This window comes from Streptomyces sp. NPDC013457 (assembly GCF_043089925.1).
GTDB lineage: Bacteria > Actinomycetota > Actinomycetes > Streptomycetales > Streptomycetaceae > Streptomyces.
In genome coordinates this window covers 147738-160336 of sequence record NZ_JBICBL010000016.1, presented here as the reverse complement: position 1 = coordinate 160336, position 12599 = coordinate 147738, and the positions used below count along the sequence as shown (strand labels likewise).

At 72.6% G+C, this 12599-nt stretch carries 10 protein-coding genes; 5 read left to right on the top strand and 5 right to left on the bottom strand.

What is annotated here, in order from left to right; all coding sequences use genetic code 11:
• Positions 1-131: 131 nt before the first annotated feature.
• Together ACF1G2_RS33455 and ACF1G2_RS33450 are read right to left on the bottom strand one after the other, a co-directional pair.
• Positions 132-1058, bottom strand: coding sequence for a universal stress protein (locus tag ACF1G2_RS33455; RefSeq protein ID WP_391801918.1), 927 nt, complete (start codon positions 1056-1058; stop codon positions 132-134).
• Between the two features lie 42 nt (positions 1059-1100).
• Positions 1101-2000, bottom strand: coding sequence for an Lrp/AsnC family transcriptional regulator (locus tag ACF1G2_RS33450; protein ID WP_391801917.1), 900 nt, complete (start codon positions 1998-2000; stop codon positions 1101-1103).
• Between the two features lie 204 nt (positions 2001-2204).
• On the opposite strand from ACF1G2_RS33450, the gene ACF1G2_RS33445 reads away from it, so the two are divergent.
• The 3 genes from ACF1G2_RS33445 to ACF1G2_RS33435 are packed head-to-tail and all read left to right on the top strand — an operon-like array spanning position 2205 to position 4983.
• Positions 2205-3206 carry a C-terminal binding protein gene (locus tag ACF1G2_RS33445; protein WP_391801916.1) on the top strand — a complete coding sequence of 334 codons (1002 nt, stop codon included), beginning with the start codon at positions 2205-2207 and terminating at the stop codon, positions 3204-3206.
• Positions 3203-3982, top strand: coding sequence for a class II aldolase/adducin family protein (locus ACF1G2_RS33440; protein WP_391801915.1), 780 nt, complete (start codon positions 3203-3205; stop codon positions 3980-3982). The genes ACF1G2_RS33445 and ACF1G2_RS33440 overlap by 4 nt, the downstream gene beginning before the upstream one ends.
• 50 nt (positions 3983-4032) lie before the next feature.
• Positions 4033-4983: a tellurite resistance/C4-dicarboxylate transporter family protein gene (locus ACF1G2_RS33435; protein ID WP_391801914.1), complete on the top strand. Its 951-nt coding sequence runs from the start codon at positions 4033-4035 to the stop codon at positions 4981-4983.
• Between the two features lie 31 nt (positions 4984-5014).
• Here ACF1G2_RS33435 and ACF1G2_RS33430 read toward each other — a convergent pair whose 3' ends face one another.
• Together ACF1G2_RS33430 and ACF1G2_RS33425 are read right to left on the bottom strand one after the other, a co-directional pair.
• Complete coding sequence (locus tag ACF1G2_RS33430; protein ID WP_391801913.1) at positions 5015-5608, bottom strand: hypothetical protein; 594 nt, start codon at positions 5606-5608, stop codon at positions 5015-5017.
• 87 nt (positions 5609-5695) lie between these two features.
• Positions 5696-7048: a serine hydrolase domain-containing protein gene (locus ACF1G2_RS33425; protein ID WP_391801912.1), complete on the bottom strand. Its 1353-nt coding sequence runs from the start codon at positions 7046-7048 to the stop codon at positions 5696-5698.
• A 179-nt stretch (positions 7049-7227) separates the two neighbouring features.
• On the opposite strand from ACF1G2_RS33425, the gene corA reads away from it, so the two are divergent.
• On the top strand, positions 7228-8310 hold the full coding sequence (corA, locus tag ACF1G2_RS33420) for a magnesium/cobalt transporter CorA (protein ID WP_391801952.1): 1083 nt from the start codon (positions 7228-7230) through the stop codon (positions 8308-8310).
• Positions 8311-8361: 51 nt separating this feature from the next.
• Here corA and ACF1G2_RS33415 read toward each other — a convergent pair whose 3' ends face one another.
• Entirely contained in the window at positions 8362-9726 is a 1365-nt protein-coding gene (locus ACF1G2_RS33415) for an NAD(P)/FAD-dependent oxidoreductase (protein ID WP_391801911.1), read from the bottom strand.
• Positions 9727-9904: 178 nt separating this feature from the next.
• Here ACF1G2_RS33415 and ACF1G2_RS33410 point away from each other — a divergent pair, with 178 nt between their 5' ends.
• The gene (locus ACF1G2_RS33410) at positions 9905-12544 is read left to right on the top strand and encodes a SpoIIE family protein phosphatase (RefSeq protein ID WP_391801910.1); all 2640 of its coding nucleotides are present in this window, start codon (positions 9905-9907) and stop codon (positions 12542-12544) included.
• Positions 12545-12599 lie beyond the last annotated feature (55 nt).

Genomic DNA, 12599 nt, shown 5'->3' with positions numbered 1-12599 from the left:
GGAAACCAACCGCATCGGCCTCGGCACCGTCGCCGTCGTCACCGTCTTCTGGATGGCCGTCTTCTACCTGATCACGCGACAGTTCCGGACCCCGCCATGACGGTTCGGCCGCTGCCGCCGGCCGGCCCTTCTCACGTCGACGTGGCCCCGTGGGGCGGGACGATCGCGACCGGGCAGTGCGCGTGGTGCAGCACCGCGTGGGCGACCGAGCCCATGAGGAGCGTCGCGACCCGGTGCCTGCGGTGCCGGCCCACGACGACCAGGGCAGCGCGCCGCGACCCTTCGACGAGCCGACCCGCCGCGCCCGCCGGTACGACGACGGGCACGACCTCGACGTCCCTGTACCGTTCGGTGAACGGCCGCAGCCGGTCCTCCTGGAGGTTCACGGTCTCCTTGACCAGCTCGGGGGTCTCATCCACGGGCACCGGCGGCGGCATCTGCAGCGCGGGCGCCGGCGGGCCGACCAGCATGATCGGCGACGGCGGCAAACGGTAGGCGGTCACCACTTCGAGGGCCACTCCGCGCTGTTGGGCGGCGTGGAAGGCGAAGTCCACGACCTCGTCGCCGGTCTCCTCCGGATGCAGCCCCACCAGGACCCGGCCCGACTCGCCGTCGCCCTCCAGCGACACGGTTCGCGCCTCGTGCGGCACCACGACGACGGGACAGGGGGCGGAGGCGGCCAGGGTCCGGCCGGAGGAGCCGAGCAGGAGACTCGCGAAGCCGCCCCGTCCACGCGATCCGGTCACCAGGAACCGCGCGGTCCTGGCCGCGTCCAGCAGGGCGTCCGACACGGAGCCGTCGAGCGAGTCGAAACGCACCGGCACCCGCGGGCTCTGCTCCTCCACCCAGGCGCGGACACCGTCGAGAACGGCGTCCGGAATCTCGGCCGTCTCGCCGAGCGAGGCGATCCGGGCGCTGCCCAGCTGCAGCGCGTCGGAGCGCACATGGGCGACGACCAGGGGAGAGTCGAGCCGCTGCGCCACGCTCAGGGCCCATTCGAGGGCCAGGTGGCTGTGCTCGGACCCGTCCACGCCGACGACAACCGGCTTCTCGTTCATAGGGGCATGATTCCCCGCCTCCCGGCGCCCCGCTCGGTGGGCCTACTCCGCCGGTGCGCCGAGGTCGTACCGCTCCTTGACCAGTTCCAGATGGATCCAGCTCTCGACGCTCCGTACGCCCGGCAGCCCCCGCATCGCGTCGAGTGCCGCCCGTACGGACCCCAGGGAGCCCGCCGTGACCGTGCCGACCAGCTCCGCGCGTCCCAGGCAGGCCGACAGGAAGGTGACCTCCTCAGAGGCGGCCAGCGCCCGCGCCACGGGGTCCCGCGCGCCCTCGACCCGTACCGCGAACCCGCACGCGTACCCCAGGCCCAGGACCTCGGGGCGGACCAGTGCCAGCACCTTCACCACGCCGCCGTCCAGGAGGCGCAGCGTGCGGGCGCGGGTGGCCCCGGGGGAGAGGCCCACGCGTTCGGCGAGGTCGGCGAAGGGGAGCCGGCCGTCCTGTTCGAGGGCGTCGAGGATCCGCAGGTCGGTGTCGTCCAGGTCCGACACGGCCGGCTCGTCCGCCAGCAGATAGGGGTCCTTGAGGTGACGGGTGCCGATCAGCGGGTCGACCACCGCGACACCGGGCACGGAACGTACGCGCTCGATGCTCCGTTCCAGTGCCTCGAAACCCTCGGTGCGCAACTCCGTCATGATCGCCCGCTGCCCGGCCGTCAGGCTGACGAACGGGGCCTCGGGAAGTTCGGCGACGGCCCGCGCCACCGGCTCCGCCGCGCCGTCGACATCGATCGAGAGATGCGCGGACGCGGTCAGCCCGCGGACGGAGGGATGGACGACCGCCACGACCCGGACGGCTCCCGACTCCAGCAGGCGCTGCACCCGCGCCCGGGTCGCGGGCCGGGACAGGCCGACGTGCTGGGCCAGCGTCTCGTACGCGAGGCGTCCGTCCTTCTGCAGCGCGCGTACGACGGCGAGGTCGACGGAATCCAGCTCCACCCGGTGCTCTCCTCGGCTCGGCGGCCACAGGGCGGCGGCCCCGGGTCCGACCGCCATTCTCGGACACCGCTCCGCGATGCGGATCCGTTCGTGACACGGGTCACGCGCGACCGTGTCATGTGCTGGTGGACAGTAGTGCAGATGAAACGTAAGTTCATCTCGTAATCGACCGACGAATCAGCAGTACGACCGAGAGGGGGTCGGGTGAATCAGCCCGTCGCCGTTTTCACCGACACCGACGACCTGGACCCCGAGCCCGGCGTCCGGCTGCTCGCCGAGGCCGGGTTCGAGGTACGCGTCGCCGGAACGCGGGACCCCGGCGCCCTGGCGGACGCGGCCAGGGACGCGGTCGCCCTGATCGTCGGCTACGCGCGGATCGACGCCGCGCTCCTCGACCGGCTCCCGGGACTGCGCATCATCGCGACCATGTCCGCGGGGTACGACATGGTCGACACGGCCGAGGCCCGGCGGCGCGGGGTGTGGGTCGCGAACCTGCCCGGCGCCGCCACCGAGGACGTCGCCGTCCACGCGCTCGCCTCCACGCTCTCCCTCGTCCGACGGCTCCCCCGGGCCGACGCCGTCGTCCGCTCCGGCGGCTGGAACGCGGAGTTCGCGGCGGAGGGCCGACTCCCGCGCCGGGCGAGCGAGCTGACCCTCGGGCTCGTCGGCCTCGGCAGGATCGCCCGCTCCTTCGCGGCCCTCGCGGCGCCGGTCTTCGGACGCGTCGCCGCCCACGACCCGCACGCCGACCCCGCCCACTGGCCGGCCGGCATCGCACGCCACGACGACCTCGGCGACCTGGCCGCGGCCGCCGACGTCCTCTCCCTGCACGTCCCGCTCACCCCGGCCACCCGGGGCCTCGTCGACGGGGCGCTGCTCGCGCGCATGCGCCCCGGCGGCTTCCTCGTCAACGTCGCGCGCGGCGAACTCGTCGACCCGGCCGCCCTGTCGGACGCCCTGGACCGGGACCACCTGGCCGGCGCGGCACTCGACGTCTTCCCCGTCGAACCACCCCCGGCGGACGACCCGCTACGCCGCCACCCGCGCATCCAGCTGTCCCCGCACAGCGCCTTCCTGTCCGACACCTCGCGCCGCGCGTACGTGTGCGGACCCGCCGAGAACGTCATCGCCTGGCACCGCACCGGCCGCCCGCGGACAGCGGTCGTCGACCCCACCGCCACCGCCCTCGAAGGAGTCCTCGCATGACCACCGCAGCGCCCCACGCCCCGCAGACGAGGACCGCCGAAGAACTCCGGCTGCGCCGCGAACTCGCCGCCGTCTACCGGCTCGTGGCCCACTTCGGGATGACCGACCTGATCTTCACCCACATCTCCCTGCGGCTGCCCGGCCCCGACCACCACTTCCTCATCAATCCCTACGGGCTGCTCTTCGAGGAGATCACCGCGTCCAACCTGGTGAAGATCGACCTCGACGGCAACCCCGTCGAGCCGACCCCCCACCCGGTCAACCCGGCGGGCTTCGTCATCCACAGCGCGATCCACGCGGCCCGGGAGGACGCGCACTGCGTCCTGCACACCCACACCAAGGCCGGCTGCGCCGTCGCCGCGCAGGAAGGCGGACTGCTCCCGCTCAACCAGATGTCGATGGAGTTCTACGACCGCGTCGGCTACCACGACTACGAGGGAGTCGCCCTCAACCTCGACGAGCAGCGCCGCCTCGTCGCCGACATCGGCACCCACCCCGCCCTCGTCCTGCGCAACCACGGCCTGCTGACGGTGGGGGAGAGCGCGGCCCAGGCGTTCCTGCGCATGTACTACCTGGAGCGCGCCTGCGAGATCCAGATCGCCGCACAGTCGAGCGGCGTCCCCCTGGTCGTCCCGGACCCCGAGGTCTGCGCGTACACGGCCCGGCAGCTCACCGGCGAGGCGACCTCCGACTTCGAGGACGACGACGCGTACGGCCTGGCATGGGCGGCGATGCTCCGCCTCCTGGACCGGACCTGCCCGGAGTACCAGGACTGATCGGAGCCTCCGAGTGGCGGACACGGTGGAGAGCCGCTGCGATGGGGATCATGAACGAGCGCACTGCCCGCCGGTGGGCCGAGCTGCCGCCCGCCGCGGGAGCGGCGGTGATGGCCACCGGCATCATCTCGGTCGGCTTCCGTCTGACCGGCCTGGAGACCGTGTCCCGTCTGATGCTCGGCATCGCGGGCGCACTGTGGGTGCTGCTCGCCTTCGACTTCGGCACCCGGCTGCTGCACAGCCGTCGCCGCTGGTTCGCCGAAGCCGACACCCCGCCCGCGCTGACCGCCGTCGCCGCCACCACCGTGCTCGGAGTGCGCGTCGCCCTCCTCGGCTGGACCCACCTGGCCGCGGTGCTCCTCGCCGGCTCGGCCGTGCTGTGGGCGGTACTGCTCACAGCGGTCCTCACCCACCTGCGGAGCGGCATGCCGGGCGGTGTCTTCCTGATCTGCGTGGCCACCGAGGCGCTCGCGGTCCTCGGCGCCATCCTCACACCCTGGGCCGGCGACTGGCTCGGCTACACGTCCCTGGCCTTCTTCCTGTTCGGCCTGCTGCTCTACCTCGCCGCCCTGGTCCGCTTCGACTTCGGGCAGGTCGTGGCGGGCGCCGGCGACCAGTGGGTGGCCGGCGGGGCCATGGCCATCTCCGCACTGGCGGGCTCCAAGCTCCTCGCGACGGGCGTGTGGACCGGCGTGACCCACACCTCCCTGCGGAGCACCACCCTGTTCCTGCTGGTCGTCGACCTCGTCTGGTACGCAGTGCTGTTCGTGGCCGAGCTGCTCCGGCCGCGCCTGGCCTATGACGTACGGCGCTGGGCCACCGTCTTCCCGATGGGCATGACGGCGGTCGCCTGCCTCTCCACGTCGACGGCGGCGGCCGTCGGCTGGCTCGACACCCTCGGACAGATCCTGCTGTGGACCGCGGCCCTCGCCTGGCTCGCCACCCTGGCGGCGACGCTTCACACGACCCCCCGACGAACGGCCGCCTCCCAGGGAAGTTAGGTCCCCCGCGAGGCGGCCGTTCGTACGCCGCTCAGCCCGCGAACGGAGCCAGCGCCGCGAACTCGGGTGCCACGCCGACGCCCTCGGCCAGCGCGCCGAGCACGTTCCGTACCCGGGTCAGCGGGTGGTCCGGGAACTCGGCGTCGTACCGGGCGTGGTCCGCGGCGTGGAACGGCAGCCCGCCCTGGACCTCCGGGGCGTAGGGATGGGCCCGGAAGTAGGCGTCCGGACCGACCTGCGCCATCACCATCGCCTCGCGCATCCCCGTCGTCCCGCGCTCGGGCGCCTGGATCTTCACCACCGTGCTGCACTCCGCCCTCGGGACGGTGAAACTGCCGATGAAGACCTGCCCATGGGCCTGTCCGGGCATCGGCAGCTTGAGTATCTGCCGCAGTGCGGGCAGCCCGCCCAGCGACTTCACCGAGGCCTCGATGAGCCCGCCGCCGGCGTCCGCGGTCAAGCGGGTCAGCGCGGCGCGCAGCGACGGGCCGTCGTCCAGGGGCGCGGGAAGGTCCGGACGCAGTGCGAAGAAGTGCAGCGACAGCACATCACCCGCGTCGCTGACCCAGACATCGGGCTCGACGAGTCGGAAGCCCGGCAGTTCGATGCCGACAAGAGCTCTCATGACCGGTGATGATGGCGCATGCCGCCGACCGCGTCGCAGCGGGGCTCCCGGAGTGAGAGCGCTCCGGGCGGCCCGCGCCGTGGACACCTACCGCAGGGACGCCTGGTGGAGCGCGTCCGGGCCGATCGGCAGCCCTGACGGCAGCGTCTGCGTGCCCTGTCCCGCCGTCGCGCCGCGCGCGGGCGCGGGGGTACCCGCGAGGGCGCCGTCGACATGCGCGTACAGCGCGTCCGTGATCGGATCCGGCAGCGGTCGGCCCTGCTCGTCGAAGCGCTGGTACTTCATCAGGTTGTAGCCGATGGCGACCTGACGACGGCCGTCCTCCGTGGACAGGGCCCACGTGCCCGCGCCGAACACGCCGCCGTCATGGCCCCAGTACCAGCCGCCGCTGCGCATCTGCAGGGTGTAGATGCCGAGGCCGTACCGCATCCGCGGCTCCTCGCCCGGCGGCGTCTCGTACGCGGGGACGGTGGTCTTCATCGCGCGCAGCTCCGCCGCGCCGAGCAACCGGCCGCCGAGCAGCGCGCGGTAGAAGTCGTTGAGGTCGCTCGTCGTCGAGACGAGGGCGCCGGCCGTGCCGGCCCACGACATGTCGGCGACGCTGTAGTCGCGCGGCGGGTCGATCAGGCCGAAGAACGACTCGTACATCCGGGCGTGCGGTCCCCTGAGCGACGGGGAGCTCGGGAAGTACGTGTGGCGCAGCCCGGCCTTCCGTATGACGTTCCGGGCGATGTACGCCTCGGCCTTCTCACCGGTCACCCGCTCCAGGAGCAGCCCGGCGAGGATGTAGTTGGTGTTGGAGTACGCGTGCGTACCGCGCTCCGCCACGGGCGGCGCCGCGAGACCCAGGCGGACGAGCTCCTCGGGGGCGATGCGGCGGAGGCGGTTCTCGTCGAGGGCCTTGCCGGGGTTCTCGAGGATGCCGGGGAAGGCGGGCAGGACGTAGTCGGCGATGCCGCTGGTGTGGTTGAGCAGCATCCGCACGGTCACCAGGCGGCCGCGTTCGCCGGGCACCAGATCCGGAACGTACCGGCCGACGGGCGCGTCGAGGTCGATGCGCCCCGCCCCGGCCTGCTGGAGCACGGCGACGGCCGTGAACGTCTTGGTGATGCTGCCGACCCGGTGCTCGAAGTTCGGCCCGGTGGGCCTGCGGGTGTCGACGTCGGCGAAACCGGTGGCTCCCCGCCACTGTGCCGAGCCGTCACGGACCGCCGAATAGGCGCCGTACATCCCGGCCTTGTGGAAGGCGTCGAGCGAGCCGCGCAGCGCCGCGCGGTCGAGAGGGCCGCGACCTGCCGGTGCCACCGCGGCGGAGGCAGCGGCGGCGGCGGAGCCGGGCTGTGCCGCCACGGCGGTCTGCGCCGGTAACACCGAGACGGAGAGGGTGATCAGAGCGGCCGTGGCGACCGCCGTGAGGCGGGCACTGGGGGACGAAGACATGGAGGTCCTGCTTTCCTCGGCGAGTGCGGTGATTCCATCCTTGTCGCCGGCCCCAGGCCCCCTCTCCACCCCCGGGAGGATCCTGTTCACAGGAAGATGTGACATTTGTCAGGAGTCCCGCCCACGGTCCGTCGGTGGCACACTGTCCGCTGATCGTCCCCGAGGAGCCCGACGTGCCGATAATCCGCAACCTGAGGCGCACCGTCCGCCGTGCCTACCGCCGGACCGTGGACCTGAGCCATCCGGCACGCTCGCCGCTGGGCAGCTCGGTCGTCAACTGTGTGCTGTACGAGGACGGGGCTCGGCAGCGCGGGGCCTGTCCCGCCGACGAGGCGGTGCGACGGGTCCGCAAGTCCGGTGACGGGTTCGTGTGGATCGGGCTGCACGAGCCGTCCGTCGAGGAGTTCGCCGGGCTCGCCGAGCTGTTCGGCCTGCATCCGCTCGCCGTCGAGGACGCCGTGCACGCGCACCAGCGGCCCAAGCTGGAACGGTACGACGACACGCTCTTCGCCGTCTTCAAGACCGTCCGCTACGTGGAGCACGAGGAGCTCACCGCCACCAGCGAGGTCGTCGACACGGGTGAACTCATGGTCTTCGCCGGGCCGGACTTCGTCATCACCGTCCGGCACGGGCGGCACGGTTCGCTCGGCCCGCTGCGGGAGGCGCTGGAGGCGGACCCCGAACAGCTGGCCAAGGGCCCCGCGGCAGTCCTGCACGCCATCGCCGACCATGTCGTGGACGACTACCTCGCGGTCGCCGACGCCGTGCAGAACGACATAGACGCGGTCGAGACGGCCGTCTTCAGCGAGCAGGCGTCACGCGGCGACGCCGGCCGCGTCTACCAGCTGAAGCGGGAACTCCTCGAACTCAAGCGGGCCGTGGCCCCGCTCGACCGCCCGCTGCAGGCCCTGGCCGCGGCCCCGTTGCCGCTGGTCTCGGCGGAGATAAAGCCGTACTTCCGGGACGTCGCCGACCATCTCTCCCGGATCACCGAGCAGATCACGTCCTTCGACGCGCTCCTCGACTCGATCCTCCAGGCCCATCTGGCGCAGGTGACCGTCGCTCAGAACGAGGACATGCGCAAGATCACGGCGTGGGCGGCGATCATCGCCGTCCCCACGATGGTCTGCGGGGTGTACGGCATGAACTTCGAGCACATGCCCGAACTGGGCTGGACCTACGGCTATCCGCTCGTCGTCGGGATCATGGCCGTCGCCTGTTTCGTCCTCCACCGCAGCTTCCGCCGCAACGGCTGGCTCTGACAACCGCGGGCGCGCCGCCGCCCGGACCCCGTGGCCCTGGAGCGGGCGCCGTCAGACCCGGGCGTTCAGGGCGGCCGTGTGGGCCCGCACCTGCTCCGGAGTCAGGTAGGCGTCCGTGTACTCGAAGTCGGCGAGCGTGCCGGACCGGGACGCGAGGAATCCCGTACGGACGAAGTCGTCCCCGGCCACGGCGTTGAGCAGCCAGTTCGTCATCACCCGCGTCTTGGCGACATTGGTCCGCAGCGCCGACCAGTGATACGCCCGGGCCACCGCCTGCGCGGGGGCGCCGTGCAGTTCGATGCCGAGGGGCTTGGACACGGCGTCCCGGCCGCCCAGATCGACCACCAGGCCGAGATCCCGGTGGTGGTACGGGTACATCGGCTCACCGCGCAGGGCGGCGACGACGTTGTCGGCGACGTGCTTGCCCTGCCGCATGGCGTGCTGCGCCGTCGGCGGGCAGACGGCGCCCTTGTCCTTCTTGGCCAGGTCCGGCACGGCCGCGGCGTCGCCGAGGCCGTACACGCCGTCCGCGCCGGGCACGACCATGTCGGCGCCGACCACCAGCCGGCCCCGGTCGGTCTCGGCGCCGAGCGTGGCGATCAGCGGACTGGCGGCGACGCCCGCCGTCCAGATCAGGGTGCGACTGGGCAGCACCCGCCCGTCGGTCAGCGTCACGGCCTCGGCGTCCACGGAGGCGACCGAGACCCCGAGCGAGACCTCGATCCCGCGCCGCCGGAGGATGTCCAGCGCCGCCTTGCCCAGCTTGTCGCCCAGCTCGGGCATGAGCTTGGGCGCGAGGTCCACCAGATGCCACTTGATGAGCTTCGGGTCGATGCGCGGGTAGCGCTTGACCGCGCTGTGGGTCAGCCGCTGCAGACAGGCGGCCGTCTCCGTTCCCGCGTAACCCCCGCCCACCACCACGAAGCAGAGCCGGGCCGCCCGCTCCGCCTCGTCGTGCCCGGCGTCGGCCAGATCGAGCTGGGCGATGACATGGTCGCGGAGGTAGACGGCCTCGGTGAGCGTCTTCATGCCCCGCGCGTGCTCACGCAGACCCGGGATGTCGAACGTGCGGGTCACACTGCCGGGCGCGAGGACCAGATGGTCGTAGTGCTCGTCGACGAGTTCACCCGTGATCGTCCGTACGACGCAGACCTTGGCCTTGGTGTCCACGCCGATCGCGCCGCCGGGGATGATCCGGGTGCGGTGCCGCTCGCTGCGCCGCAGCGACAGGGCGACCGACTGCGGGGTCAGCACACCCGAGGCCACCTGGGGGAGGAGGGGCAGGTAGAGCTGGTACGAGAAGGGCGACAGCAGCGAGATCTGCGCCTCGCGGCTCGTCAGCCGCCGTTCCAGGCGCCGCACACAGGCGATCCCGGCGAACCCTGCGCCCACCACGAGAATCTTCGGTCGAGTCACGTTTGCCCGCCTCCCGGATCGTCGGTCCTTGAGTGCTGACTAACCCCTCGGGCCGATCGGAAACCCGGTCCGTCCGCCGAAGAGGTGACGACGGAGCCCGACCTGACAGTCGAATACCGGCCATAGTGTGGTAGAAGGGAAAAACAGGGCGGGGTGTGGAGAAACGGAGCCGACGGCCGTGGGGAGACCTGAGGGCACAGACAGCACCGCGCACGAGGCGGTGTTCGGCGTCGCCGACTCCGTCGTCCTCCTCTTCGACGAGGACGGAGCTGTCGTCGGCCGCCCGTACGCGGCCGAGAAGCTGCTGGGCTACCCCGCGGCGGAGCTGAGCGGACGGCGCGTCGGCGCGCTGCTCGCGGCTGACGAGGCCGCCCGGCTCCCCGGCATCCTGGAGGCCTCGGCGCGGGACGGCGGCTGGTCCGGGGTCCTGCTCGCGCGTCACCAGGACGGCCGAACGATCGCCGTGGACGTCACGGTGCTCCCGTTGCCGGGCGAGGCGGGCGCGGCCCGTTGGCTCGTCGTCGCCGTGGGAGCGGCTCCGTCCCGGCAGTGGACGATGGGCCCCGCGCTCCTGGAGCGGATGGTCACCCGGATGCCCGTCGGACTCTGTCTGGTCGACACCGAACTGCGGTGCGTGTGGTCGAACACCGCTCTCGAGCAGTTCGGCGGCGGCACGGTCGAAGAACGGCGCGGCAGGCGGTTCGCGGAGATCCAGCCCGGGATGAACGCCGACCTCGTGGAATCCAAGATGCGCCAGGTCCTCGCGACCGGTGAGCCCGTCCTCGGCTACGAGCACGTGGGCCGCCCCCGGTCCCACCCCGGCAGGGACCATGCCCACGCCATGTCCTTCGTCCGGCTGGACGACGACAACGGCCGCGTCCTCGGCGTCTGTTACGCGGTCGTCGACATCACCGACCGCTACCGTGCCCGACTGCGCCTCGCCCTGATGGCCCTGGCCAGCGAGCGCATCGGCCGCAGTCTGGACGTGGTCGGCACCGCCCAGGACCTGGCCGACGTGGCGGTGCCCGGCCTGGCGGACTTCGTCGCCGTCGACCTGCTGGACACCGTCGTCCGAGGCGCGGAGCCCGCTCCGGGACCCACGGGCGGTGCCACGTCCGTACAGCTCATGCGCGCCGGTGTGCAGACGGTCCCCGGCGGGATCCTGGCCATGGTCGAGCCGGGGGAGCCGTGCGGATACCTGCCGTCGTCACCCCAGATCCGCTCCCTGGCCCACGGCCGTTCCTGGCGCGCCGCCCGGCTGGACGCCGCGACACGGGACGCGGCCCTCCCCGTGCCCCTGCCCCCGGCCGAGGAGCGGCCGGACACGGAATCGCCCGCCGATGGCGCGACCGCCGAGGGCAAGACCACCGGCGCCGAGGCCACCGGCGCAGAGACGCCAGGCGCCGCGCCGGCGGGCACCGAACCCGTTGGCGTCGCGCCCACGGGCGCCGGGCCCATGGCGGCATCGGCGGCCGCCGAGCCCGAACCGCACACGGCGATCGTCGTGCCGATCCTCGCCCGGGGCGTCACCCTGGGCATGGCCACCTTCTTCCGCGCCCGGCAGGACGAGGCGTTCGACGACGACGACCTGCGGCTCGCCGAGGAGCTCGTGGCGCGCGCGGCCGTCTGCCTGGACAACGCCCGCCGCTACACCCGCGAGCGCGCCGCGGCCCTCGTGCTCCAGCGCAGCCTGCTGCCGCACGGCGTTCCCGCGCAGGAGGCCGTCGACGCGGCCTCCTTCTACCGGCCGGCCGACGAACTGTCCGGCCTCGGCGGCGACTGGTTCGACGTCATCCCCCTCTCGGGAGCCAGGGTCGCCCTCGTCGTCGGCGAGGTCGTCGGCCACGGGATCGAGGCGGCCGCCACGATGGGCCAGCTCCGCACCGCCGTACGGACACTCGCCGATCTGGACCTCTCGCCCGAGGAACTCCTGGCCCATCTCGACGACCTCGTCCTCCAGGTCACCCGGGAGGGCGCCGAAGGCGAGCTCGGCGGCACGGCCACCCCCGCGGGCGTCGGCGCCAGCTGCATCTACGCCGTCTACGATCCGGTCAGCCTGCGCTGCGACCTCGCGAGCGCGGGCCACCTCGCGCCCGCCGTCCTGGCGCCCGACGGCACGGTCACCTTCCCCGTGCTCCCGCCCGGACCGGCGCTCGGCATCGGTGGACTGCCCTTCGAGTCCGTCGAGCTGCCGCTGGCGGAGGGCAGCGTCCTGGCCTTCTACACCGACGGGATCATCGCCGCGCCGGGGGCGGGCAAGGAAGGGCTGCGCCGCGTCCTGGAATCCCGTGACCTGCCGCTCGACGAACTCTGCCGCGCCATCGTCGACGAGCTGGCGCCCAGCAGGCCGTACACCGACGACGCCGCCCTCCTCCTCGTCAGGACGCGCGGTCTGGCGGCCGGTCAGGTCGCCGTCTGGGACCTGCCCGCCGACCCGGCCGTCGTCGCCCGCGCGCGGGTGATGGCCGCCCGACAGCTCGCCGCCTGGGGCCTGGACGAGCTCGCCTTCACCACCGAGCTCGTCGTCAGCGAACTCGTCACCAACGCCATCCGCCACGCCACCGGCCCCATCCGGCTCCGGCTGATCCTCGAACGCACCCTGATCTGCGAGGTCTTCGACGCCAGCAGCACCTCGCCGCACCTGCGCCACGCGCGCACCACCGACGAGGGAGGCCGGGGGCTCTTCCTGATCTCGCAGTTCACGCGGCGCTGGGGGACCCGCTACACGGCCGAGGGCAAGGTCATCTGGGCCGAACAGCCCCTGGAAGGGGACGGTACCGCTGTACACACTCCCCAGGGCCTCGCTCAAGATCTTTAATCGTTTGTCCGGCTGCCGGGCCGCGTGTCAGCGTGGGCTGCCGCGCGGAGAGGCC

Excerpts from the sequence above, each read along its gene's own strand:
- ACF1G2_RS33455 (WP_391801918.1), bottom strand. The coding sequence starts at position 1,058 with ATGAACGAGAAGCCGGTTGTCGTCGGCGTGGACGGGTCCGAGCACAGC.
- ACF1G2_RS33440 (WP_391801915.1), top strand. The coding sequence starts at position 3,203 with ATGACCACCGCAGCGCCCCACGCCCCGCAGACGAGGACCGCCGAAGAA.
- ACF1G2_RS33435 (WP_391801914.1), top strand. The coding sequence starts at position 4,033 with ATGAACGAGCGCACTGCCCGCCGGTGGGCCGAGCTGCCGCCCGCCGCG.
- ACF1G2_RS33430 (WP_391801913.1), bottom strand. The coding sequence starts at position 5,608 with ATGAGAGCTCTTGTCGGCATCGAACTGCCGGGCTTCCGACTCGTCGAG.
- ACF1G2_RS33425 (WP_391801912.1), bottom strand. The coding sequence starts at position 7,048 with ATGTCTTCGTCCCCCAGTGCCCGCCTCACGGCGGTCGCCACGGCCGCT.